This is a genomic window from Klebsiella sp. JN_Kp126, from assembly GCF_033843325.1.
Lineage (GTDB): Bacteria > Pseudomonadota > Gammaproteobacteria > Enterobacterales > Enterobacteriaceae > Klebsiella > Klebsiella michiganensis.
The window spans coordinates 12,781-35,935 of record NZ_JAWXQV010000080.1; the positions used below are offsets into that span (position 1 = coordinate 12,781).

Sequence of the window (23,155 nt, forward strand, 5' to 3'; positions counted from 1 at the left end):
CTTCATATAATGCTAAAGTCCGGTATAAATCAGCGTGAAAAAACGGATATTGACAGTGATGGCCAGCATCACCAGCATAGACAGAACAAACATTATGCCCATTCGCATAGACTCTATTTTTTTCTCATAGAAGTTGAGGTCTTTATTTTTATGAATTTTTCTGCGTTGATAGATAAACATAATGCATAGCGAGATATAAAGCACGGGGGAAATAAGGTGAAGGTAGCCGTAAGACCACAATAACAGTTCACTGGTGCCCATGGCGATAAGCCAGGCTATAATAAACAACATATCAAACCCTTTTATAAAGTGTTTTTAACGAAATTTCGACTTTAAGTAGAAAAAAATGGAGAAAATGACATCTACGAAAATCCATAGGCCGCTTAGTAATGCGATGTTTTTAATCGCACCTATCCAGAATGCCGTATCGTGACGCATTCGATGTTCAGTGAACGGGGATGAGGAACTAAAATATAGAGTATAAATACTGATGGTTAGCATTAATGCATTCACTATAATGAACGCGATAAATACAATGCCGTTGATGCTTTTCTTTCTCTTCGGTTTATTTTTCATAATGTTCACACAATTGACTTTCGTTTTATTAATCAGATGTTAGTAATCTATATTAAACGGATATTAAACAAAGGGGGCAGGCTCTTTGATCAGAATCAATTTAACGTATATTAAAAGACCATAGAGGGTCGTTTATGAATTGTTTAATAAGGCATGGTATCGTGATTTTATCTTACGTGTAGTTTAGTTATTAAACTAACAAAGAGAGTCTTGTCAGGCGTGTGATATGACATCAACGATCCTGTCTGCGATTGTAGAATGTTGAATCGATATCGGTTGAAAATGCCACGCTCAGTACAATGGGTGCTATTTATACGCTGAAATCAGGCATTGCTTATATTTTGATGAATTTCAACGGGACGGCTATTTGCATGGTTGTTGCAATATTTCATAATTGTTATGAGTGACAGGGTTAATGCGCCGGAATATCATCCTTTCTGTGATTTTTTTACTCACAATCGTCGGGTGTAGAGGACCTTCGATTGATGCCAATGATGATATGGGAAATACCTTTTATGAACAAGAATCTCCCCCATCATATGGCATTGTTACGGGTGTAAACTATATAACTATTCAAAACGATACGGGTTACAATACCGTAGGTACAGTTAGCGGCGGGGCTCTCGGCGGTATTACCGGACATACCCTTACTGGTCAGCGCCAGGCGATAGTGGGTGTTGCCGCCGCTGGCGTGTTGGCCGGGCAAGCGATACAGAGGCGGTTGGCCCGTAGCCAGCTTGTTGAATTGTTTATCAGACCCACTGATGGACGTGATTTTGTTGTTGTCCAGCCAACAAGAGGAACGCCTTTTTTCGTCGGACAGAGAGTCAAGGTCGCCTATCGACGCGGCAATATTGTCATTTTGCCAGGATAAATGAGTAGCGTATCAAGGTTAATATAACGGCAAGAGAGGATATCGTCATTGAATGTGTTCTCGGGCATCTCAATCAGGCCTGGCCAGCGGGCGTTTTCCAATAATGTATACCTGTCCACCCAATCAACTTAATTGCGGCGCCTGTCACAGCGGCAACAGCGAATGTCACAGAGAAAAAAGCGTGAATCGCGACCCCGGCATAAACTGAAACCACTATCCGTGAACAATAAGGAAGGGGTATGTCCACATCACAGGTCGCGCTACTCGCCAGCGTGCAGCAGTTTTTAGACAGACAGCATGGGTTGTATCTCGACGGTGCGCAGCAGGCGGCAGAGAGCGAAAAGCGCTTAACCGTCTGGGATCCGGCCACCGGTCAGGCTATCGCCAGCACCGCGGATGCTAACGCCGCGGATGTCGATCGGGCGGTGATGTCCGCCTGGCGCGCTTTCGTTTCCCGCAGTTGGGCAGGGCGGACGCCCGCCGACCGCGAGCGGATCCTGCTGCGCTTCGCCGACCTGGTGGAGCAGCACGGCGAGGAGCTGGCGCAGCTGGAGACCCTTGAACAGGGGAAATCGATTAACATTTCCCGCGCCTTTGAAGTGGGCTGCACGCTGAACTGGATGCGCTATACCGCCGGACTGACCACTAAAATCAGCGGCCGCACCCTCGACGTATCGATCCCCTTCCCGCAGGGCGCACGCTATCAGGCGTGGACCAAAAAAGAGCCGGTGGGCGTGGTAGCCGGGATCGTGCCGTGGAATTTCCCGCTGATGATCGGCATGTGGAAAGTGATGCCCGCGCTGGCGGCTGGCTGCTCGATCGTCATTAAGCCGTCGGAAACCACGCCGTTGACTCTGCTGCGGGTGGCGGAACTGGCAACCGAGGCCGGCGTGCCGGACGGCGTTTTTAACGTGGTGACCGGCAGCGGCGCCGGGTGCGGAGCGGCGCTGATCTCTCATCCTCAGGTCGCCAAGGTGAGCTTTACCGGATCGACCGCTACCGGTAAACAGATTGCCCGCGCGGCCGCTGACCGCCTGACCCGGGTCACGCTGGAGCTGGGCGGCAAGAACCCGGCCATCGTGCTGAAAGATGCCGATCCGCAGTGGGTGATTGAGGGATTAATGACCGGTAGCTTTCTGAATCAGGGGCAGGTGTGCGCCGCCAGTTCGCGAATTTATATCGAAGCGCCGCTGTTCGATACGCTGGTGAGCGGCTTCGAGCAGGCGGTGAAGTCGCTACAGGTCGGGCCCGGTATGCTCGAGAGCAGCCAGATTAACCCGGTAGTGTCGCAGGCGCACTGCGCAAAAGTGGCGGCCTATCTTGATGAAGCCCGTCAGCAGAAGGCAGAGCTGATTAGCGGTAACGTGGGGCCGAATGCGCAGGGCTACTATATTGCGCCAACGCTGGTGATTAATCCCGACGCCGGGCTGCGCCTTAGCCGGGAAGAGGTTTTCGGTCCGGTGGTGAACCTGGTACGCGTGGCCGACGGGGAAGAGGCGCTGCGCCTGGCCAACGACAGCGATTTTGGCCTGACCGCCAGCGTCTGGACCCGCGACCTGAGCCAGGCGCTGAGCTATACCGATCGCCTGCAGGCGGGGACGGTGTGGGTCAACAGCCATACGCTGATCGACGCCAACCTGCCGTTCGGCGGCATGAAGCAGTCCGGTACCGGTCGCGATTTCGGCCCCGACTGGCTGGACGACTGGTGCGAAACAAAGTCGGTCTGCGTGCGCTACTAGCCGCCTTTTCCCCGGTGGCGGCTGGCGCCTTACCGGGGCTACAAGCGCGTAACTTGCGGATTCTGTCGCCAGTCCTGCGGCAAAATCCGCGCCTCGATACCTCAAATCCGGCTTATCTCCGTATGCCCGGTGGCGCCTTTCTCCGGGAGTAAACCGTCACTCCAGCAAGGACGGGTCGGCGTCGATCATCATCTGCTTCATCTCTGCAAAATGCTGGCGTGAAAAGTCGGCGATCCCCTCCCAGTCCTGCGCGGTTTTCTCCGCCACCGCATCGGAGAGCACTTTCAGCGGCTGCCCCGTTGACCAGGCGGTCACCAGAATCTGGCAGGCGCGCTCCAGAGTCCAGATATCATCGAAAGCCTCGCCAATCGACGGCGCGGTCACCAGTACGCCGTGGTTGCCCATCAGCACCCGGCGCTTGTCGGCCAGCAGCGACGCCAGACGCGCGCCTTCCGCCGTGGTGTCCGCCATGCCGCCGTACAACCTATCGACGGCTACCCGATTGAAATAGCGCGCCGTGTTCTGATCGATCGGCGGGATATGCGGCGTCTCGAGGCAAGCAACGCTGGTGGTATACACCGGATGCAGGTGCAGCACCACCCGCACCTCCGGCAGGCGCTGGTGGATCTGCCCGTGAATCGCCCACGCCGTGGCGTCCACGTCCGCTCGCCGGGCGCAGGCTTCATCATCGGCGTCCAGCAGCAGCAGGTCGCTGGCGCGGATGCGCGAAAAGTGTTTCCACTTCGGATTCAGCAGGAATTTTTTGCCGTCCGCCGAGATGGCCGCGCTAAAGTGGTTGGCCACCGCTTCGTGCATCCCGAGATGGGCGATGATGCGAAAGGTCGCTGCCAGGTCGATACGCGTCTGTTCTTCATAAGAGCGGGCCATATGATTACTCCGCTTTCGGCATCAGAGTTTGCAGATCCTCTGGCGTCGGCGCCTGGAAGTTATATTTCTTCAGCAGCGCGGCGTATTCCGGCGTCGCGCTGTATTTCTTCAGTCCTTCCTCCAGCGCGGTTTTCACTTCGCTATTGCCTTTTTTCACCCCAAAGCCGTTGAGCACCGGATAAATTAAGGTTTCGGAAGAGATGGTCACCCGATCGCCAAGCTTGTCGATCACGCCGCGCGCCACCGCCGCATCGGTGATTTGTGCCTCAACCGCCCGCGAGAGCAGCGCCTGGGTGGTTTGCGGGTCGGTGGTGTATTCACTGAGCGCTATCGGCTTCAGGCCCTTTTTCACGCAGTAGTCGGCGGAGAGCTTTTGCAGCTGCGCCAGCCAAGAGGTCGCGCCCATAGAGCCAATTTTATGACCGCAAAACTCTTCCGGCGTTTTCGGCTGATAGTCGCTGCCTTTCAGCGCGAGGATCGCTTCGCCGCTTTTCAGATAGGGCACCATATCGATAACCTTCAGACGCTCGGCGGTGATGTACATTGACGAGTTGGTGATATCGAAGCGTCCGCCCTGCAAGCCCGGAATCAAATTCGGAAACCGGGTATCAATATTCACCGCCTCGCGGCCCATGGTTTTCGCCAGCCCGGCAAGAAACTCGATATCGAACCCGGCGGGCTTGTTGTTTTCCATATATTCATACGGGAAAAAGGTCATATCCGAACCGGCGGTAATTTTCCCCGGCTGCTGGAAGGCCAGGGCGCTAAAGGACGACAGGGCGCCAGCGGCGCAAAGGAGCAGGACAGCAGGGCGCAAAGCATTAATACGTTTCATAGAACCTCCAAAAAGTGGGCAAATTACATGCTGGCGCGATCGGTACCGGCCTGCTGGACGAAAAAGGATGCGCCGCGCGGTTTTTGCGGCAGGCGTAAATGATTCACGGTACTGCGCACCAGGCCGCTCTCTTCCCCGGCAACCATCTGCCCGGCGTGCGCGCTGGGCAGCGGGTTTTCGCCGAACGGCAGGGCATCTTCCGCCGCGTAGACGCTGATAAACAGCGTCCGCGGCAGGTCGGTTTCATTGGGGCTGGAGGCGTGAAGCAGACGAGTATGCATAAAGCACACCGATCCCGCCGGGGCGAAACAGGCCTGCGGCTGCTGGCAGTGGGTTTCTTCGACCTGCGGGTCAACGGCGCCGGTAAAACGATCGTTTTGCCAGTGGGACCACAGCGGCCCCTGGTGGCTTCCCGGGACCACGTTGAGCGGACCGTTTTCCGGCGTCACTTCGCTAACCATCAGCAGGGCGGTGATAATGTCGTCGTTGCTGTGGGGAGTGAACAGAAAATCCTGATGCCATTTCACCTGCGTGGCGGTGTGTGGCAGTTTGGAGTTGATTTTGCTGTGATGAAAGCGGGTCCCGCTGCCGCCGATCAGCTGGCCGGCAATCGCCGCCATTCTCGAATCAAGCGCGGCGCGGCGGTAGGCGGCGGAAATCTCGGTGGGCGAACTGACCCGGCGCAGCGAGGGGTGGTTCGGCGCGTGATCGCTTTCGAGGTCGAAGCGCGGACGGCCGTCCAGGGTTTCTCCCCACGCCTCGCTATGCTGGCGGCTCTCTTCGACCCATGCGTCGAAATCGGTCTGCAGCAGAGCCACCTCCTCGGCGGAGAGCACCTCTTCAACAACCAGAAAACCCTGCTGATGAAACTGTTCGATTTGCCACTGCGCGATCATATTTTTCTCCTTTCAGGAACGGAAGCGTTAAGCCAAAGAGACATCTTTCAGGAAGGCGTCCACGCGCGGATGCTGGCCATCGCGCATTGCCTGAGGCGTGTCGTCGCAGACCACGCGTCCTTTTTCCATAAACACAATTCGATCGGAAACCTTAAAGGCGAAGTTCATCTCATGGGTGACGATCACCATGGTGATACCTTCATGGGCCAGCGATTCGATAACCTGCAGAACCTCGTTAACCTTTTCCGGATCCAGCGCCGAGGTGGGTTCATCGAACAGCATAATTTGCGGACGCATCATCAGAGCGCGGGCAATCGCTACCCGCTGCTGCTGGCCGCCGGAAAGCTGATGCGGATATTTCCACGCGTGTTCCAGCATGCCGACTTTATGCAGCAGTTCGCAGGCGTGCTGCTTCAGCTCGTCTTCGCTGGCCAGATGGTGATAGCGAGGCGCCAGCAGCAGGTTGCCGAGTACGGTCAGGTGGGGGAACAGGTTGAAGCTCTGAAAGACCATGCCGATATTCTGGCGATGCTCGCTGTTCTCCATAAAACGCGGCTTCTGCTGCCCCTGGCGGTCAAGGTGAATAAAAGGCTGGCCGTTGATTTTGATCTCGCCGTTATCAATCTGCTCAAGGCCGTTCAGCAGGCGGATCAGTGTGGTTTTACCGGAGCCGGACGGGCCGATGACGGAGACCACTTCGCCGGGCTGAATTTGCAGGCTGACGGCGCCCAGCACTTCGACATTGTTATAGGCTTTATGCAGCTTTGAAGCCTGTAGCGCCGGTTCCTGCGCGACGCTAACGCTGCGGGCCATTGCCGGACGCCGCGCGGTAGCCAGCTGCTGCATTTCTTCATCCACCGGTCGCGTGGTCTTACGCTGGGTGACGTCGAGCCAGGTCTCGAGGCGCTTAAGCAGGAAATCAAACACCGTGACGATCAGGATGTAGTAAAACGCCACCGCCGCCATGGTCTCCATGACGAGGAAATTCTGCGAATAGAGCCGCTGGCCGACCATTAAGATCTCGGTCAGGGAGATAACCGACACCAGCGAGCTGAGCTTGACGATGGCGATATACTCATTAGCCAGCGCCGGCAGGGCGACGCGCAGCGCCTGCGGGATCACCACACGCCACTGGGTGCCGGCATAGCGCAGCCCGAGCGCGCGGGCGGCTTCGCTCTGTCCTTTCGGAATCGACAGCAGTCCGCCGCGATGAATTTCAGCAATATAGGCGGCTTCGCTCAGCACCATCGCCAGCAGTCCGGCCCAGAACGGGTCGTTCAGCACCGGCGCGAAGGCGGGCAGCGCCTGCGGCATGTTGTAGACAAAAATCAGCAGCACCAGCAGCGGCATGCTGCGAAACAGCCAGATATAGAGGCGGGCAGGCGCGTTAAACAGCTTGCGCGGCGACTGTTTGGCCAGCGCCAGAATAAACCCCAGCACAATACTGAAAGCCCAGGTCAGCAAACTTAATTTGATGACGGTCCAGGTGGCCTGCCAGAAATCGACATCGCTGAGCAGGCTTAACATATAGTTCCAGTTAAACGTCATGGGCTATTTCACTCGCCATAATTAACGGAAATTAAGGCGATTCCCCTGTTCTAAAATGGGGAGCCGCCGGCGTTCATCTTGCCATGACACTATGCTGGCACTCTTCGACCGGTGGCAATTAGTAAATTTTTGGCCTTTAAGTTTAAAAAAACTATACAGCTATATTAACCTCAGGGAATTTAACGCAATTAATGAGAAACAGCATTGAAACAACTTAAAAACAATCACCCTTATTTTTAAACCTGATTTTTCGTAAAATGACAATTTGTGCAATATTGGGGCGCGCCGCGGGCGAATAAGGTGCAGGGCGATGCTTTATGGTGCAATACGCGAAATCAGGCAAAAAAAGAGGGCGGGTTATTAAATAGAAACGGCGGTTATTTACCGACGAGGTAAAGCGCAAACGGCATGGCACGATGCTTGCAGGCTGCTTATCGTAAAACTAAGCCCGTTCGTAATAAGACAATATTTTATCAATGGTGAAGCGATGAACCGATTTACCCTCAAACAGCTTAAATATTTCGTGACGGTGGTGGAAACGGAGAGTATCGCTGAGGCTTCCCGTCAGCTGCACATTGCCCAGCCGTCGATCTCTATTGCGATTAAAAACCTCGAAAGTACCTTCGACCAGCAGCTGTTTATTCGTCACCACGCGCAGGGCGTATCCCTGACCTCAAGCGGGCGGCGCTTCTACGATAAAGCTAAAGAGCTGCTGCGGCTGTCCTATGAGTTTGAGCAGAACTCGCGGGCGGATAAAGAGCTGGTATCCGGGACTATTTCCGTCGGCTGCTTTGAATCCGTCGCGCCGCTGTATATGCCAAAACTGGTGGCGGGGTTTAAAAAAATGTATCCCGAAATCACTCTCCAGCTCTACGACGGCGAACAGCATGAACTGATGCACGGTCTGCACCGCGGGCGCTTCGATCTGGCGCTGGTCTACGACCTTGAGCTGGGTCACTCCATTCATAAAGAGCTGCTGAACGCCCCGCATAAACCCTATGCTTTGCTGCCCGCTTCTCATCCGCTGGCGCAGAAAAAATGCGTCACGCTTCAGGAATTAAGCCGGGAACCGATGATTTTGCTCGATGCGGTCCCCAGCAAAAACTATTTTGTCTCGATATTTAAAGAGAAAGGTTATCACCCGGAAGTGGCCTACAGTTCGCCGTCCATAGAAATGGTGCGCTGTATGGTCGGGCAGGGATTAGGCTTTTCGGTACTGGTTACCCGTCCGCTGTGCGATATGACCTATGACGGCGAAAAGCTGGTGCAGCTGGATATTGCCGACGAAATGCCCGCATCGACATTAATTATGGCGCATCTTGCCAATAATGAACCCACGCGTCCGACGCAGCTATTTATGGACTATTGCCGCAGCATAGAATTAACGCCGCATCAGCACGCGTAATTTAATTAACGCGGCCGCAAGCGTTATTTTCTTGTCGCGTTATTCAGCCTCGTAAATTTCTATTCAGACGATCGTTTTATAATAATTTACCATTTCATCACACTTACTTAACCTGAGTTCTGTCAATCCCGGCGGATAAGCCGGACAACCGTGCTTGAAGGACACAGATATGACAGAGCAGATTACAGAGATCGATACCCTGGTGGTAGGCGCGGGGCAGGCGGGCGTCGCCATGAGCGAGCATCTGACGCATCACGGCATTCCGCATCTGGTGCTGGAAAAAAAGCGCATCGCTGAGGCCTGGCGCAGCGGCCGCTGGGATTCGCTGGTGGCCAACGGCCCGGCCTGGCACGATCGGTTTCCCGGCATGACCTTTCCCGGCTGCGACGCCGACAGCTTTGTCGCCAAAGAGCAAATCGCCGACTACTTCGCCGCGTATGCCAAAACCTTTAATGCACCGATCAAGACCGGCGTTGAGGTCTTTAGCGCCGAGCGTTTAAAAGGCCGTCCGGGGTTTCGCGTGGAAACGTCACTGGGCGTGATTGAGGCGCAGCGTATCGTCGCCGCTACCGGGCCGTTCCAGCGCCCGGTGATACCGGCCATCGCGCCGCAGGATAGCGCTGTACAGCAGATTCATTCCGCGCACTATTTCAACCCGCAGCAGCTTCCGGAAGGCGGCGTGCTGGTGGTTGGCGCGGGGTCGTCCGGCGTGCAAATCGCCGATGAGCTCCGCCGGGCGGGGCGCGCGGTATGGCTCTCCGTCGGCGCGCACGATCGCCCGCCGCGCCGCTACCGACAGCGCGATTTTTGCTGGTGGCTGGGGGTGTTAGGGCTGTGGGATGCGGCGGCCAATCAGCCCGGCAAAGAGCACGTGACGATTGCGGTCAGCGGCGCGCGCGGCGGTCATACCGTTGATTTTCGCCAGCTGGCGCACCAGGGAATTACCCTGGTCGGACAGACGCACGGCTTTACCGAGGGCAAAGCCGTTTTCCGTGCCGATCTGGCGGACAACATTCGTCTCGGCGACGCCTCTTATCTGGCGCTGCTCGACGCCGCGGATGAGTATATCGCCCGCAACGGGCTGTCGCTGCCGGAAGAGCCGGAAGCGCGCTTTTTCCTGCCCGACCCCGATTGCCTGACCCAGCCCCTCACCGAGCTCGACCTGGCAGCCGCGGGGGTGAGCTGCATTATCTGGGCTACCGGCTATACCACCGATTACCGCTGGCTGAAGGTCAACGCCTTTAATGAACAGCAGCGCCCGCAGCATCATCGCGGCGTTTCCAGCGAACCGGGCGTCTATTTCCTCGGTCTGCCGTGGCTCTCCCGCCGTGGCTCAACCTTTATCTGGGGCGTCTGGCACGATGCGAAATATATCGCCGATCAGATTGCCATTCAGCGCCAGTATCAACGCTATCAACCTTCCTGCTAATGCCTGATTTGAGGACGCAACCTATGCCAACCCATACCCGTATTCGGATGTTTAACACCAAAGAAACCTATCCCAATCAGACACTCAATAACGATCTGTGCCAGGCGGTGCGCGCGGGAAACACCGTGTACGTTCGCGGTCAGGTGGGTACCGATTTTGACGGCAATTTGATCGGCCTGGGCGACCCGCGCGCCCAGGCAGAACAGGCGATGAAGAACGTTAAACAGCTGCTGGAAGAGGCTGGCAGCGATCTGACGCATATCGTGAAAACGACGACCTATCTGATCGACCCGCGCTACCGTGAACCGGTGTACCAGGAGGTGGGGAAATGGCTCAAAGGCGTGTTTCCCATTTCGACCGGCGTGGTGGTATCGGCTCTCGCGCAGCCGCAGTGGCTGATGGAAATTGACGTTACGGCGGTGATCCCTGACGACTGGCATGCGCAGGAGGCACCATGACCCTCTCTATTTCCGCCCTGTGCCCGGAGTCGGGTCAACTGGGCATTGCGATTAGCTCATCCAGCATTGCCGTCGGCGCCCGCTGCCCGTGGCTGCTGGCGGGCGTTGGCGCGGTGTCCAGCCAGAACATCACGCTGCCCGCGCTCGGACCGCAGATTCTTGCCGGGCTTGAGGCGGGGCTCACGCCGCAGCAGGCCCTGACGCAGGCGCTGGGCGAAGACCGGTTTAGCGATTATCGCCAGGTGGCGGTCATCGACGCCAGCGGCGAGAGTGCCGTGTTCAGCGGCGAGCATACGCTCGGCATCTGGCAGCTGGCGCAGGGCGAGAACTGCGTGGCGGCGGGGAATATGCTGGCCAACCCGCAGGTGATTACCGCCATGACGGCGGCGTTCGAAGCCGCCAGCGGCGAACTGGCCAGCCGCCTGATCGCGGCTTTGCAGGCGGGTATCGATGCGGGCGGCGAAGCCGGGCCGGAGCACTCGGCGGCGCTTAAAGTCGTGGAGGATTACGCCTGGCCGGTGGTGGATTTACGCGTCGACTGGGCGGAAGAACGCCCGGTAGCGGCGCTGGAAGCGCTGTGGCTGGCCTACGAGCCGCAGATGGAAGCGTACATCACCCGCGCGCTTGACCCGCGCGAAGCGCCGACCTACGGGGTGCCGGGCGATGAATAACCGCGTGCGTGAGATCCTCGGCGCGCTGCTGGCGTTTGATACCACCAGCCGCGAGTCGAATCTGGCGCTGATTGCCTGGATCGGCGACTTTCTGCGCGCGCGCGGCGTGACGTCGCAGCTGTTTTATGACGACGAAGGGCGCAAGGCAAACCTCTATGCCCGCCTTGGGCCAACCGGCCCCGGCGGGGTGATGCTCTCCGGCCATACCGACGTGGTGCCGGTGGATGGTCAGGCGTGGACGGTGCCGCCGTTCGCCCTTACCGAACGTGACGGGCGCTACTACGGTCGCGGCAGCGCGGATATGAAAGGGTTTATCGCCTGCGTGCTGGCGTCGCTGGAGGCGTTTCTTGCCGCGCCGCTGCGGATGCCGCTGCACCTGGGATTCTCTTATGATGAGGAGGTTGGCTGCCTGGGCGTGCGCAGCCTGGTGGATTTTCTCCGCGCCTCCGCCGGGAAACCGGCGCTGTGCATTATCGGCGAGCCGACCGACATGCGCCCGGTCTACGGCCATAAAGGCAAGCTCGCGGTGCGCTGTCGCGTGGAAGGGCACGCCTGCCACTCGGCCTACGCCCCGGAAGGGGTTAACGCGATCAGCTACGCGGCCAGGCTGATTTCCCGGCTGGACGCGCTGGGTGAAAGCCTTGCGCAGCAGCAGGATAGCCGGTTTTCGCCGCCCTCGGGCACGCTGCAGGTGGGGACGATTCACGGCGGCGCGGCGCTGAATATCGTTCCGCAATCCTGCTGGTTCGACTTTGAAATTCGCTATTTACCCGGCACGCGCCCGCAGGCCGTGACCGACGCCCTGGGCGATTATGCCCGCGAGCAGCTGCTTCCGGCGATGCGCAAGGTGGCGCAGCGCAGCGATATTCATTTCCAGACGCTGAGCCACTATCCGGGGCTGCTGAGCGACCCGCAGTCAGAGTTCGCCCGCTGGCTGGCGCAGTGGTGCGGCAGCGACGATTTCACCACCGTCGCCTACGGCACCGAAGGCGGCCTGTTCGATGAGGCGGGCGTCGCGACGCTGATCTGTGGGCCGGGCAGCATGGCGCAGGGCCACAAGGCGGACGAATATATCAGTATCCCCCAGACCGAACGCTGTATGGCGATGCTGGAAAACCTTTGCGCCTGGATGCGCGCCGATCCCTCCGATTCTCTTCGCTGATTTATCAACACAGGATGGCGACTATGCAAAACCCGAACTCCCCGCTTATTGATCAACAGACCGTCGACCGCTGGCAGGCCGACGGCGTCGTGCTACTTAAAGGCGTGTTCACGCCGTGGATCGAGAGCCTGTCGCACGGCGTTGCCGCGCTGATGGCGAACCCCAGCGAGTACGGTCACGCGCGAACGGTGATCCCCGAGGACGGCTCGGCGCCGTTTTTTCAGGACTATTGTAACTGGCAACGAATCCCGGAATTTCGCGATTTTGTTTTTCAGTCGCCGGCGGCGGAGATCGCCGCGGCGCTGATGGGGTCGCAGACGGCGAAGTTTTTCCACGAGCACACGCTGGTGAAACAGCCCGGCGGCAGTACGGTAACGCCATGGCACCACGATCAGCCCTATTACTGCGTGGAGGGGCGGCAGAATGTCAGCCTGTGGATCCCGCTCGATCCGGTAGCGGAGGCGATTTCGCTGCGCTGTATTCGCGGTTCCCATCGCTGGAACGATGAGTTCAGCCCAACGCGGTTTAACGGTTCAAAGCTCTATTCCCATTCGCGCTTTAAAGAGCTGCCGGACATTGATGCCCATCAGGAGGATTACGATATCGTCAGCTGGGCGCTGGAGCCGGGCGATGCGGTCGCTTTTCATTTCCGCACGCTGCATGGCGCAAAGGGCAATTCAACCGCCCGCGCGCGGCGGGTATTTTCCGCCCGTTGGGTAGGGGATGATGCGACATTCGCCGACCGCGGCGGCGTGACGTCGCCGCCGTTTCCGGGGCTTAAGCTTCGCAACGGAGAGCCGCTTGTCGCCGATGAGTTTCCGCAGGTCTGGCCGCGGTAGCGGCGGCAGGGCGGGCGAGGCCCCGCCCATCTTGCGGCGAAAGGTTTTCACTCACTGACTGAGGGAATTGAAGCTCCTTAATTTTTTGCTGTAAGGGCTAAGGGGGAAAATTGATATGACTCGGTTACTCGTGGTTATGATCTCTTAGAAAGACGGTCAGTACGTCCTTGGGTGGGGTTACACCACTTTCTGAAAGTAGCCAACCTACAGCGCCGCGATGATATGTTCCGTGAAACAGCACATGATTGAGCATATCGACCGCCTTCATCTCACCCGGTCCGCCATCGACAAACTGGAATTTAATGGTTTCAGCAAGGTCAACGGGGGACATAGCATTGACGTATTGAATATACCAGTCTGTACATTCAGTCATCGTTCTCAGAAGCTCATCGGCAGAGGGCGTATCTGGCGTGTTCAGTGCGGTGTAGGAGTGCTTCTGGCCGGTAATGTTAGCGCGGAAGATCATATCAACCACATGTATGTGATTCATTAATCTGAGCGTCAGATGGTGTTTTTCTGCATTCGCAGACGCATCAATTCTTTTAATCGCTTGTAGCGTTTCAATATCTATCCAGCGTTTGTATCTAAACAGCGTAGCTATTTTGTCAGTACCCATGCGTCACCTCTTTTATCTATTTTGTGATTATATCAGTAACATTCAGTACCGCTGGCAGGGCGGTACTGTTGCTTTAGCGTAGGCCGCCGTCAGGTTTATATGCCGTTTATGACGTCAGCCGATAGTGCGACTGCACCAGTCCCGAAGGGAAGCTGCGGCTTGATAACAGCGTCAAATCGATATCCCTGGTCAGGGATCCGAACAATGGTATTCCCGAACCGAGCAGGACAGGAACGGTCGTGATAACGATATCGGCGACCAGACCTTCGCGCAGGAACGACTGTATTACCTGCCCGCCATCCAGATAGACGCGATGCGCGTTTTGCGCCGCCAGGTCAGCAAGCACTTCACCCGGCGTGCGGCTTGAGAGCTGCACTTTGCCCTTCAGCGCCTCGGGAATGGCGGTATCGGTTAGCTGTCGGGAGAGAACCAGCACGGGTCGATCGTAAGGCCATTGGTCAAAAGTCAGCGCCTTCTCATAGCTCCCCCGGCCCATAACGATCCAATCTTTGTCCGCGATGAATGCGGCATAGCCATGATCTTCTGTCGGGTCATCGCGCTGCAACAGCCAGTCGATATCGCCATCCTGTCGGGCGATATAACCATCAAGACTGACCGCGATAAAAACATGTGTGGTGACCATCAAGTGCTCCGTATTCAGCTTGTATCTATGCCGTTGAGTTTAGGGGGAGGTGTTTTGTCCACATAATATGATTCACGCTTTGCCAGCCAAAATATTCAACATGCGGCGTAATGGTTCCGCTGCTCCCCACAATAGCTGATCGCCGACCGTCAGGACCGAGTAGATAGGTTCATTGTTTAGCGACATTTTCTTGTAACGGCCAATACCCACCTTAAGCGAACCGCTGATACAGGCCGGTGTCAGGGTACTGACACTCTCTTCCTTGTTATTGGGCACATAGTTAACCCAGGGATGGGAATTCATCACTAATTCTGCAAATTCCTCTTCGTTGACTTCACGCTTGAGCTTAAGGGTTATAGCAGCGCTGTGGCAGCGGATCACGCCGACGCGTATGCATAAGCCGTTTACCGGGATCGTACCGGGAGACAGGCCTAAAATTTTGTTGGTTTCCGCCTCACCTTTCCATTCTTCACGGCTGTTGCCATCGCCTAAATCGCTGTCAATCCAGGGAATGATGCTGCCCATCAAAGGTGCACCGAAGTTCTGGGTCGGCATATCAGCGCTGTTAATCAATTCACTGACCTTATTAACTAACGGAAGCACTGAACCTGAGGATGCCAGCTCATCCGGAGATAAATGGCGGCTTATGTAAGCACTTTGCGCAATGAGTTCCCGTACATACTGTGCACCAGCACCCGATGCGGACTGGTAGGTCATCACACTCATCCATTCGATCAAGTCAGCCTTTATCAACCCAGCCAGCCCCATAAGACTCAGCGTAATGGAACAGTTGCCGCCGACAAAAAGTTTAATACCTTCTTTAATTGCACGATCGATATTGTTGCGGTTGACGGGGTCAAGAATAATGCAGGCTTTCTCATCCATCCGCAGCGCTGAAGCCGCGTCAATCCAGTAGCCTTCCCAGCCATGGTTAAGCAAAGCAGGGTATATTGCTTTGGTATAATCCCCGCCCTGGCAGGTTATGATGATGTCCATTTCGGCCAGCGCACTCACGGAATTAGCATCTTTAAGTGTGTAGCTGACGCCATCAATGACAGGACCGGCGGCTCCTGCACTGGAGGTGCTGAAAAAATGCGCTGATATATTGTCGAAGTCGTTCTCTTCGATCATTCGCTGTAGCAAAACAGAACCGACCATTCCTCGCCAACCAACAATGCCAACCTGCTTCATTTGCTTAACCCTAATTACGTTATGAGAATGTTAATTCTCTTCGAGGCACGTTATATCTCATTCCAAATTAAAGGTCATTACGAACAACATCCGATTCCATCATTATTAAAATCTTTCATCTGGCATCAGCGATTTTTATCTCTTTCACAGCTAAAAAATCATAACCTTTTGACCTGCGGCATTTGTATTTAAAGACAAGAACAGGCTTAAGACATCCGCTTCTGGCACACAACAGCCAGACTGAACAAAGCCAGGGTTTGCAATGAGCGGGGAGCGGACGCTGGTTTACCGCGCCTTGTCACGGTAAATATCTGGCAGCAAGAGCCGTGCTTCGTTCAGTTAATATAGTGGAATCGATTTTTATTTGAGGTTATAGGGAAAAGCCGCTCTATGATCTTTCCTGTCCCTGATAGTTAATGAATAAGTAATAAATGAAGGTTAGCAAATAATGAAGTCAGTTCAGCCAACAATGATTGCCGCCGCCGAAACTCGCGGCGGTAGGGGAGTAATGGTGACTGACTCCTGATAAAACCGATTCTCACGCCCCGCCAAACCTGACGGGGAAGGAAATCTCTCCGTTCAGAACGTTCTGAGACGTCAGGAGGCGCGACTATAGTCTATCCAGCTCATGTACAGTACGTTCATTGACGATATTGCCCGTATTCAGCGTCGTTTTTGGCTCAAGTAAAACGACGCAGCACTCTTCAGTTAACGCTTCAGGACAATGCTCGGTTCCTTTCGGCACAATGATAAACTCACCCGCTTCAAGCACGATATCGCCCGTTCTTAACCCCATTCGCAAGCGGCCGCTGATAACAAGAAAAAGCTCGTCCTCATGCTCATGATGATGCCAGTCAAACTTTCCGGCTAACTTAGCCAGTTTGACATACTCGTTATTAATTTCGCCGACAATTTTGGGGCTCCAGCATTCGCTGAACAGAGCAAAACTTTCTTTTAAATTAACTTTATGCACTCATCTTCTCCGTCACATATATAATCCAGATGGATTTATTTGGCATAGTAAAAGAACCGACAATGGTAGCGTGGTGCGCCACCGGAAGGTCGATATTCATTGCTAAAAAACTCCGGCGGACCGAAGATAAATTGGCCGTAACATGGCCAGTTTTCGGGCGCTAACAACTGCTTCGCATTGCGGCAAAATACAGCGCAGGGAAGCCAGTGCGGTTGTTCGAAATAACAATACAGTCAGCCCGCACGCAGAACAATGGGTTTCCCGGTTACGGGCGCAATAATTTATCAATACGAAATCAGTCGGCTGAATTTACTTCATTTTATTTATAAAAGAATTTTCCGCCTTGCTTTCAGGAGAGCGTTTTTGTTTCTTTAAGTGAACACATGTCCGCTCTTCGGCATTTTATCAGAGGGCTCCTGGCCAGATAATCGCGTAGAGGAGTTAACCTGGCTCGAGGTGAGTCATCACCACCGTTGCGCTAATCGCCGTCTCTTTTGAGCTGTATGTGTGCGCAACCTGCGCGGAGAAAGCGTAAAAATCCCCGGGTTCTAATGTGATGACTTCGTACTGACTAAAGCGCAGATGCAGGGTGCCGCTGTGAACCAGAATATGTTCATGCGACCCGTCTGAATGCCCGGGACTGTGGATGGTGACCTGCGGCTCCATTTGCAGCAACCATATCTCGGAGGTATTGCCGGGGCCGATGCGGAATTTCATCATTTGTGAATATTCGCCCGGCGCGGGACGATGCTTATCAAAACAGGGATATATCCTGCTGCCGCCGCTCAGTAAATCGCCAACCGGTAAACGTAATGCAGTGGCGATAGCGTCCAACGTATCGACACGGGGGCTGGAAAATCCTGACTCCAGTTTGGATAATGCCCCCTTTGAAACCCCTGACAATTTAGACAGGTCGTTTAACGAAATCCCCCGTGACTGCCGCAGTCGTCTTATTTTATTGCCGATATTTAATGACAACGCAGCAGGTTTATCGTGTCCTGAATCAGCCATTATTGCGACCCTCCCCGAGTGTGGCTTTCTCATATGAATAAATGCCCGCCCAGTTATGATCGCGGTAAGGACATGACGATGCTGTCGCCGGCCTGATATATCGTAGCTGCATCAACAGGCAGCAATTTATCACGCGCCCGCAATGCCTGGATACTCTATTTATCCATTCAGATGACCCCCCTGGGGTTTACAGACTCATGAGGGGCCGCCTGAAAAACGGGAAATATTGCACATCAAGTAAAAATTTTAGCGCTCAGATGTTGATGGGCTGCTTTGAACGATAAGCCGGTCTTCAATGATTTGTATCAGACTCTCTGACGAGAGTTCCATTAGTCGCGAGTGGTTTCCCGGATAGCGGTGTTTGTCCTGGGATTTGAGTATTAGTGGCATCTTCCACGATAGTTTTACATTCCGGCCATGTAAGCGGCCGGAAGTATCGTTTAAACCCGTTCAGAATACGCTTTCAGCATGGCAAGGAGCGCCCGTCGTGCCGCATCGTCCGCGATATTTTCAGGCAGCGCATCAGCGCGCAGATTGATATAAGCGTCAACCGCTTTGCTGATGGCGATGCTGACGGAGTCACGATCGTGCGTGGCCAGCGTGGAGGTCAGCAGGCCCTCAGGATCGATATTGTGGCATTCAATGCGGCGAACCCCACGCTGCGGTAGATTGGCGCGGCGGTACAGCATCGGTCCCAGCACTTGCTCCCGGAAGAATGACAGCATACCCATCGCTTCGAAAAGTTCGCCCCTTCCCAGTTTAACCACCGCATAATGAAGCCAGATCCAGGCTCGGGACTCAAACCACTCCGGCGTCATGTCAGGCCACTGGGCCCGAAATTGTGCCAGATGTCGCTCCAGGGCATGGCGATCGCGAGAAAATAACACTACCGGCTCCTCAACGCGTTGAGTGAGCATGTCCAGGGTGACAAATTTCAGATCGACATGGAGGAGTTCAGGACCATACAGGCATATCAGCAGGCGAGGCTCTCCGACATGTTCCCCGGTGAACGCATGCAGCAGGTTGCCTGCTGTTCCGGCGAACGCCACACGCTGCGCCATGATTTCATCATAGTAAAGAGGGTCTACCACAACGACAAAATCCAAATCGGAGTATTGATCAAATCCGCCATGAATAAGCGATCCGCCCCCGAGCAGGGAGTGAATCCGGGCGTCAGACTGAACGTTAAGCTTGAGTTGCTCTGCAAAACTTCTGTGTAAATCGGGTAACGTACTAAGCATACTTTTTCCTGTTCACAAAAAATACAAAGCATTACAGAATATCGAGTTCGGTATATTCGGGCCAGATATTTTTGCAGGAAGCGTCGTTTCCTCATTGAGTCTCGGGTCCACTATGGGTGGAGAGCCTGAGCCACGTAGCCCGATCCTCCGCTATGCCCGCCGTCAGGGCTTTCAGGCAGGATGGAAACGCTGGCGGATAGTCCCGCCACCAGTTCAATCCCTTCCGGTATCTTATCTAACTGAATACGAACGGGGACTCGCTGCGCAAGTCGCACCCAGCTGAAGGTGGGATTGACATCCGGCAGCCCCAGCCCGCCGGTCTCGTCATTGCTATCATCGATCCCCCGGCCGATACTCTCCACGTGCCCGGTGATGAGCGGGTCAAACCCCATCAGCGAAATGTGTGCGGCGCTCCCGACGCGAATATGACGCAGCTTAGTCTCTTCAAAATAGCCCACCACCCAGAAACTGTGCGCATCGACCACGGCGATCTTTGTCTCTCCCGCCGCGGCGTAGTCGCCGGGGCGGAGCCGAAGATGCGTCACGTAGCCGGTAACCGGGGCGCGCACCGTTGCATGGGATAAATTCAGCTGCGCCAGTTCCAGCGCAGCCAGCGCCCCCTGATAATTGGCCGCCGCGACGCGCGCTGCGCTGCCTGTTTGCTGGATATCCTCGCCGGAAATGACCCCTTTGATGAGCGCGCGTCGCCGGGCGGCATCCTGGCGCATCAGCATTTCATGACGTTTTGCTTCGACGTCGGCCTGCGCGCTGAGCACCGCCAGCTTCAGCCAGCGCGGGTCGATGGCATAAAGCACATCGCCGCGGTTAACCCACTGATTATCCCGCACCGCCACGCTGCTCACCGGCCCGGAAACATCCGGCGCAATCTGCACCACATCTGCCCGAACCCGGCCATCGCGCGTCCAGGGCGTCTGCGCATACTGTTTCCAGAAAATAAACGCCACGCAGGCCGCTACCGCTACTGCGATTAACGTCAGCGCGTAACGGCCCAGCAAAGAGAAAAAAGATTTCATGCGAATAACCCCAGTGTGGTCAGGCCCTGCAAAAGCAGGAAAAAGGTCACGATATAGGTTGAAACATCAAGCAGCGGGCGTAAGGGCAAGCGGCGGTAAAGCCTGCTGCAGGAGAAAAGCGGTACGAGTAGCAGCGTACAGACCAGGGCAATGAGCGCGGTCAGCAGCAGTCCGGGGATAAAAACGCCCCCGATATTGATGTCATTTATCATGGGTGGGTTCCTCGTTCTGCGTCCGTAACGCGCAGTGCAGATCGACCAGTCGGTCGACAAACTGGCATGATTGTTCCTCCCTCGCGGGCAAGCAGCGGTTCGCCATGGCGGCAATGCGCTCGCGTAAGGCTTCGGTCTCCGTTGTGTGGGTAAGACGAGAAAGCACCTCGTGGATATCGCTGCCGGCGGGCGTTTCGCAACGGCGCAGGCGCATCACGCAGAGGCCTATGCGCAGAAAGTGCACCAGGCGATCGAGCGCCCGGGCGGAGGACTGCCCGCTGCGCGGCAAGCGTGGTAGCAGCAGGGCGGCCCGGTCGATCATCAGATTGGTCCAGTGCGTTTCATCGCCTTTAAATACGCCGCTCACGCTGCGGCGAATATCGCGTTGGCACAGTTTCAGCAGACGCTTTATCGCCGCGTCCGCCTGTACGGTTTGCAGCAAACTCATGCCGATAACCGCAAAGCCGGTCGCGAAAAACAGGGCGATCGCGGTGTTGGCCGCGTCGGCGAAGTCGCCGCTGTAGCGCGCGCCCAGCTCGCACAGTACCGGCAGCGTCAGGGTGATCCCCATGGCCATAAAGGTCGTGGGGGGCCGCGCCTGCAGCGATCCGGCAAGCAGATAGACCGGGGCAAGCACCGCCACCAGCACGGGGAAATCGCTGAGCGGAGGAAGCAGGGCGAAGCTATAGATAAGGCTTATCACTACGCCCCAGACAGAGCCGATAATATATTTCACAATATGCGGGGCCGGCGTGTCGAAACTGCCAAACAGCGTGCAGCAAACCCCAAGAATCGACACCGCCGTGCCGCCATCGGGCCAGGCAGAGTAAATCCATAGCAGACAGCCGCTCAGAATGATGACAAAAGCGCCCAGCGCCGTGCGGGCGGCGCTGAGGGGATCGCGATGGAAAACGTATCCTGTCGCCGCACGATCTTCTGCCTGCGCTGGCGCAGGTCTGGCGTGATGAATGGCCTCTGAAAGCCGCTCACACTGCTGCAGGAGGGTAATCAACTCAGCGATATAGCGTAAGAAATTTACCCGCAGCGCATCTTCAAAGGTCAGCGCCTGCGCCGCGAGCCGCTGCGCTAACTGCGCGCTGCGCTGGTGCAGCGCTTCTGCGGCGTTTTTGCGTTGGCCGGTATCGTCGCAGGTCAGCCAGACCTGCACGTCATTGAGTAGAGCCTGCATCGCGGCGGGCATCTCGGCGATGATCTGCAAACGATCGCGCACTTCGCCGTTGACAATCACTAACCGCGCCAGCCTGTCATGGAGCGCTTTCCTGGCCTGGCGGGCCGGAACCGAAAGGGCAAAATCATACGGGATATGGTGGCTGATACCCTGCAGAAACTGTAGCGCCAGCGCCAGATGCAGCGGCTCTGACTGCGCGTCGGCCTTGCCTGCCAGGGTGTCGGCAATCCGCTGGCGCGCGGCGTGCAGCGTCTGGGCTAATTTGCTGTTGAACAGCCCTGATATCCGGGCAGGTAAAATGTAGCGGTGAATCAGCGCGGCGCAGACGATACCGATCGCGATTTCCTGTACCCGGATGAGGGCGATGTTAAACACCGTGCCGGGATCGGCGACGGCGGGAAAACCAATCAGGCTTGCGGTATAACCGGCCAGCACAAAGGCATAGGCGCGGGGCGTGCGTTCAAGCAGGGATAAATAGAGGCAGAAGGTGATCCAGCCTGCCAGAATTACGCTACATAGAATTGGCGTATTCACAAACGTCGGCACAATCAATACCGTGGCCCCCGCGCCGGCCACGGTACCGGCCAGGCGATAAAGGCTTCTGCTCAGGGACGCGCCCACCGAGGTTTGCGACACGATGTAGACGGTGATGATGGCCCATGAGGGCCGTTCAAGGCCAATCGCCAGGGCAACGTAATAGGCGAGCATCGCGGCGGCAAAACTCCTGACGGAATAGAGCAGGGCATGGGCGTCGCTCAGCAGCGAGGGAGAGGCTATGCGGCCTGACCAACGGCTTATCGCGTGTAAAAAACGGCTGTGATGGGAAGTTAATGTGCTCATGCCGGGAATTATTCCCGCTTTGCGCGTCTCCTTAAATACTCTATTCTGTCAAAAAATACCTAAATGTTGCCAATGAGATGCCATCCAGACTTGCCCATACCCTGTTTGATCCCGATAGCACGCCGAGCCCTGCCGTCGCGCGGCATATTGATTTCGTTGATTACGCGGCAGAAGTGCCGGTTCATACCCACCGCAAGGGACAACTGATCGTTGCCCTCTATGGGGCGGTGATTTGTCGTGCGGAAAACGATATCTGGATAGTGCCGCCAGACTGCGCGGTGTGGATCCCCGGCGGGATCCCGCACAGCGCCAAAGCGACCTGGAATGCGCATCTCAACTATTTGTTTATTGAACCCGGCGCCGCCGCGCTGCCGGAGAAATGCTGCACGCTGGCTATTTCGCCGCTGATTAAAGCGTTAGTTGACCGCTTAACGAATGCGGACGTCGATTACGCCGCGGAGAGCCATGTCGGCAGGCTGACCAGAGTGACGCTCGATGAGCTGGCCACCATGCCGCAGCAGAAGCTGAGTCTGCCGGTTTCGGCGCATCCTAAGATCCGCGCCATGGCGGATGCGCTGGTCAGCCACCCGGAGGATCGCAGCACCTTTAAAGTTTGGGCGAAACGGCTGGCGCTCAGCGAGCGCTCATTAGCGCGCCTGATGCTGCGCGAAACCGGCCTGACCTTCGGGCGATGGCGTCAGCAGCTGCATTTGATTATTGCCCTGCGGGAGCTGGCAAGCGGGGTATCGGTGCAAAACGTGGCGGCTAATCTGGGGTATGAGTCGGTCAACGCGTTTATCACCATGTTCAGAAAAACGATGGGGAGCACCCCCGCGCACTACTTTGCCGGTCGAAGAACGGCAGATCCCTGAGCGGCGCGCAGAC

Annotated in this window: 23 protein-coding genes; 9 read left to right on the plus strand and 14 right to left on the minus strand. The window is 56.0% G+C overall.

Annotation, left to right across the window (positions count from 1 at the left end):
• Window positions 1–12 precede the first annotated feature (12 nt).
• Entirely contained in the window at window positions 13–291 is a 279-nt protein-coding gene (locus SIK97_RS19200) for a hypothetical protein (RefSeq protein WP_009652991.1), read from the minus strand.
• A 700-nt stretch (window positions 292–991) separates the two neighbouring features.
• Here SIK97_RS19200 and SIK97_RS19205 point away from each other — a divergent pair.
• A complete protein-coding gene (locus tag SIK97_RS19205; protein ID WP_057173906.1) occupies window positions 992–1,450 on the plus strand; it encodes a hypothetical protein in 459 nt (152 codons plus the stop codon).
• 239 nt (window positions 1,451–1,689) lie between these two features.
• The gene (locus SIK97_RS19210; RefSeq protein WP_057173905.1) at window positions 1,690–3,189 is read left to right on the plus strand and encodes an aldehyde dehydrogenase family protein; all 1,500 of its coding nucleotides are present in this window, start codon (window positions 1,690–1,692) and stop codon (window positions 3,187–3,189) included.
• A gap of 156 nt (window positions 3,190–3,345) precedes the next feature.
• Here the strand turns inward: SIK97_RS19210 and SIK97_RS19215 are convergent, their stop codons facing one another.
• Genes SIK97_RS19215 through SIK97_RS19230 form a run of 4 tightly spaced genes read right to left on the minus strand, consistent with a single transcriptional unit; the run spans window position 3,346 to window position 7,356 of the window.
• A complete protein-coding gene (locus SIK97_RS19215) occupies window positions 3,346–4,077 on the minus strand; it encodes a class II aldolase and adducin N-terminal domain-containing protein (protein WP_032749322.1) in 732 nt (243 codons plus the stop codon).
• Between the two features lie 4 nt (window positions 4,078–4,081).
• The gene (locus tag SIK97_RS19220) at window positions 4,082–4,912 is read right to left on the minus strand and encodes an ABC transporter substrate-binding protein (protein ID WP_004121052.1); all 831 of its coding nucleotides are present in this window, start codon (window positions 4,910–4,912) and stop codon (window positions 4,082–4,084) included.
• Between the two features lie 23 nt (window positions 4,913–4,935).
• The gene (locus tag SIK97_RS19225) at window positions 4,936–5,808 is read right to left on the minus strand and encodes a phytanoyl-CoA dioxygenase family protein (RefSeq protein WP_057173904.1); all 873 of its coding nucleotides are present in this window, start codon (window positions 5,806–5,808) and stop codon (window positions 4,936–4,938) included.
• Window positions 5,809–5,835: 27 nt separating this feature from the next.
• Entirely contained in the window at window positions 5,836–7,356 is a 1,521-nt protein-coding gene (locus SIK97_RS19230) for an amino acid ABC transporter permease/ATP-binding protein (protein WP_057173903.1), read from the minus strand.
• 487 nt (window positions 7,357–7,843) lie between these two features.
• Between SIK97_RS19230 and SIK97_RS19235 the strand changes: the two genes are divergently transcribed.
• From SIK97_RS19235 to SIK97_RS19260, 6 genes are all read left to right on the plus strand, one after another.
• Window positions 7,844–8,761 carry a LysR substrate-binding domain-containing protein gene (locus SIK97_RS19235; protein ID WP_009653045.1) on the plus strand — a complete coding sequence of 306 codons (918 nt, stop codon included), beginning with the start codon at window positions 7,844–7,846 and terminating at the stop codon, window positions 8,759–8,761.
• 169 nt (window positions 8,762–8,930) lie between these two features.
• On the plus strand, window positions 8,931–10,190 hold the full coding sequence (locus tag SIK97_RS19240) for a flavin-containing monooxygenase (protein WP_049102540.1): 1,260 nt from the start codon (window positions 8,931–8,933) through the stop codon (window positions 10,188–10,190).
• 23 nt (window positions 10,191–10,213) lie between these two features.
• Complete coding sequence (locus SIK97_RS19245) at window positions 10,214–10,648, plus strand: RidA family protein (protein WP_004139129.1); 435 nt, start codon at window positions 10,214–10,216, stop codon at window positions 10,646–10,648.
• Window positions 10,645–11,319 (plus strand): DUF1028 domain-containing protein, encoded by a 675-nt coding sequence (locus SIK97_RS19250; RefSeq protein ID WP_014229145.1) that lies wholly within the window; start codon window positions 10,645–10,647, stop codon window positions 11,317–11,319. The genes SIK97_RS19245 and SIK97_RS19250 overlap by 4 nt, the downstream gene beginning before the upstream one ends.
• Window positions 11,312–12,481: an acetylornithine deacetylase gene (argE, locus tag SIK97_RS19255; protein ID WP_014838323.1), complete on the plus strand. Its 1,170-nt coding sequence runs from the start codon at window positions 11,312–11,314 to the stop codon at window positions 12,479–12,481. The genes SIK97_RS19250 and argE overlap by 8 nt, the downstream gene beginning before the upstream one ends.
• A gap of 23 nt (window positions 12,482–12,504) precedes the next feature.
• Entirely contained in the window at window positions 12,505–13,320 is an 816-nt protein-coding gene (locus SIK97_RS19260) for a phytanoyl-CoA dioxygenase family protein (protein WP_032749318.1), read from the plus strand.
• 124 nt (window positions 13,321–13,444) lie between these two features.
• Here the strand turns inward: SIK97_RS19260 and SIK97_RS19265 are convergent, their stop codons facing one another.
• From SIK97_RS19265 to SIK97_RS19305, 9 genes are all read right to left on the minus strand, one after another.
• Window positions 13,445–13,936: a DinB family protein gene (locus tag SIK97_RS19265; protein WP_032749317.1), complete on the minus strand. Its 492-nt coding sequence runs from the start codon at window positions 13,934–13,936 to the stop codon at window positions 13,445–13,447.
• A 106-nt stretch (window positions 13,937–14,042) separates the two neighbouring features.
• Window positions 14,043–14,579 carry a dihydrofolate reductase family protein gene (locus tag SIK97_RS19270; protein ID WP_014229148.1) on the minus strand — a complete coding sequence of 179 codons (537 nt, stop codon included), beginning with the start codon at window positions 14,577–14,579 and terminating at the stop codon, window positions 14,043–14,045.
• 72 nt (window positions 14,580–14,651) lie between these two features.
• The gene (gene asd, locus SIK97_RS19275; RefSeq protein WP_014838326.1) at window positions 14,652–15,770 is read right to left on the minus strand and encodes an aspartate-semialdehyde dehydrogenase; all 1,119 of its coding nucleotides are present in this window, start codon (window positions 15,768–15,770) and stop codon (window positions 14,652–14,654) included.
• A 610-nt stretch (window positions 15,771–16,380) separates the two neighbouring features.
• The gene (locus SIK97_RS19280; protein ID WP_014229150.1) at window positions 16,381–16,743 is read right to left on the minus strand and encodes a cupin domain-containing protein; all 363 of its coding nucleotides are present in this window, start codon (window positions 16,741–16,743) and stop codon (window positions 16,381–16,383) included.
• A 441-nt stretch (window positions 16,744–17,184) separates the two neighbouring features.
• Window positions 17,185–17,754 (minus strand): helix-turn-helix domain-containing protein, encoded by a 570-nt coding sequence (locus SIK97_RS19285; RefSeq protein WP_032749316.1) that lies wholly within the window; start codon window positions 17,752–17,754, stop codon window positions 17,185–17,187.
• Between the two features lie 440 nt (window positions 17,755–18,194).
• Window positions 18,195–18,995: a hypothetical protein gene (locus tag SIK97_RS19290; protein WP_049069654.1), complete on the minus strand. Its 801-nt coding sequence runs from the start codon at window positions 18,993–18,995 to the stop codon at window positions 18,195–18,197.
• Between the two features lie 110 nt (window positions 18,996–19,105).
• A complete protein-coding gene (locus tag SIK97_RS19295; RefSeq protein ID WP_057173594.1) occupies window positions 19,106–20,029 on the minus strand; it encodes an HlyD family secretion protein in 924 nt (307 codons plus the stop codon).
• Window positions 20,026–20,241 carry a DUF1656 domain-containing protein gene (locus SIK97_RS19300; protein WP_014229155.1) on the minus strand — a complete coding sequence of 72 codons (216 nt, stop codon included), beginning with the start codon at window positions 20,239–20,241 and terminating at the stop codon, window positions 20,026–20,028. Before SIK97_RS19300 ends, SIK97_RS19295 begins: the two co-directional genes overlap by 4 nt.
• On the minus strand, window positions 20,231–22,270 hold the full coding sequence (locus tag SIK97_RS19305) for an FUSC family protein (protein WP_064375770.1): 2,040 nt from the start codon (window positions 22,268–22,270) through the stop codon (window positions 20,231–20,233). The genes SIK97_RS19300 and SIK97_RS19305 overlap by 11 nt, the downstream gene beginning before the upstream one ends.
• Before the next feature lie 77 nt (window positions 22,271–22,347).
• Between SIK97_RS19305 and SIK97_RS19310 the strand changes: the two genes are divergently transcribed.
• Window positions 22,348–23,142 (plus strand): AraC family transcriptional regulator, encoded by a 795-nt coding sequence (locus tag SIK97_RS19310; protein ID WP_009653008.1) that lies wholly within the window; start codon window positions 22,348–22,350, stop codon window positions 23,140–23,142.
• Window positions 23,143–23,155 lie beyond the last annotated feature (13 nt).

Coding starts and splice junctions, on each gene's coding strand:
- SIK97_RS19310 (WP_009653008.1), top strand. CDS start 22,348: ATGCCATCCAGACTTGCCCATACCCTGTTTGATCCCGATAGCACGCCG.
- SIK97_RS19220 (WP_004121052.1), bottom strand. CDS start 4,912: ATGAAACGTATTAATGCTTTGCGCCCTGCTGTCCTGCTCCTTTGCGCC.
- SIK97_RS19205 (WP_057173906.1), top strand. CDS start 992: ATGCGCCGGAATATCATCCTTTCTGTGATTTTTTTACTCACAATCGTC.
- SIK97_RS19230 (WP_057173903.1), bottom strand. CDS start 7,356: ATGACGTTTAACTGGAACTATATGTTAAGCCTGCTCAGCGATGTCGAT.
- SIK97_RS19260 (WP_032749318.1), top strand. CDS start 12,505: ATGCAAAACCCGAACTCCCCGCTTATTGATCAACAGACCGTCGACCGC.
- SIK97_RS19305 (WP_064375770.1), bottom strand. CDS start 22,270: ATGAGCACATTAACTTCCCATCACAGCCGTTTTTTACACGCGATAAGC.
- SIK97_RS19235 (WP_009653045.1), top strand. CDS start 7,844: ATGAACCGATTTACCCTCAAACAGCTTAAATATTTCGTGACGGTGGTG.
- SIK97_RS19240 (WP_049102540.1), top strand. CDS start 8,931: ATGACAGAGCAGATTACAGAGATCGATACCCTGGTGGTAGGCGCGGGG.
- SIK97_RS19270 (WP_014229148.1), bottom strand. CDS start 14,579: ATGGTCACCACACATGTTTTTATCGCGGTCAGTCTTGATGGTTATATC.
- SIK97_RS19290 (WP_049069654.1), bottom strand. CDS start 18,995: ATGCTTAGTACGTTACCCGATTTACACAGAAGTTTTGCAGAGCAACTC.
- SIK97_RS19295 (WP_057173594.1), bottom strand. CDS start 20,029: ATGAAATCTTTTTTCTCTTTGCTGGGCCGTTACGCGCTGACGTTAATC.
- SIK97_RS19285 (WP_032749316.1), bottom strand. CDS start 17,754: ATGGCTGATTCAGGACACGATAAACCTGCTGCGTTGTCATTAAATATC.
- SIK97_RS19265 (WP_032749317.1), bottom strand. CDS start 13,936: ATGGGTACTGACAAAATAGCTACGCTGTTTAGATACAAACGCTGGATA.
- SIK97_RS19215 (WP_032749322.1), bottom strand. CDS start 4,077: ATGGCCCGCTCTTATGAAGAACAGACGCGTATCGACCTGGCAGCGACC.
- asd (WP_014838326.1), bottom strand. CDS start 15,770: ATGAAGCAGGTTGGCATTGTTGGTTGGCGAGGAATGGTCGGTTCTGTT.
- SIK97_RS19200 (WP_009652991.1), bottom strand. CDS start 291: ATGTTGTTTATTATAGCCTGGCTTATCGCCATGGGCACCAGTGAACTG.
- SIK97_RS19210 (WP_057173905.1), top strand. CDS start 1,690: ATGTCCACATCACAGGTCGCGCTACTCGCCAGCGTGCAGCAGTTTTTA.
- SIK97_RS19300 (WP_014229155.1), bottom strand. CDS start 20,241: ATGATAAATGACATCAATATCGGGGGCGTTTTTATCCCCGGACTGCTG.
- SIK97_RS19225 (WP_057173904.1), bottom strand. CDS start 5,808: ATGATCGCGCAGTGGCAAATCGAACAGTTTCATCAGCAGGGTTTTCTG.
- argE (WP_014838323.1), top strand. CDS start 11,312: ATGAATAACCGCGTGCGTGAGATCCTCGGCGCGCTGCTGGCGTTTGAT.
- SIK97_RS19245 (WP_004139129.1), top strand. CDS start 10,214: ATGCCAACCCATACCCGTATTCGGATGTTTAACACCAAAGAAACCTAT.
- SIK97_RS19250 (WP_014229145.1), top strand. CDS start 10,645: ATGACCCTCTCTATTTCCGCCCTGTGCCCGGAGTCGGGTCAACTGGGC.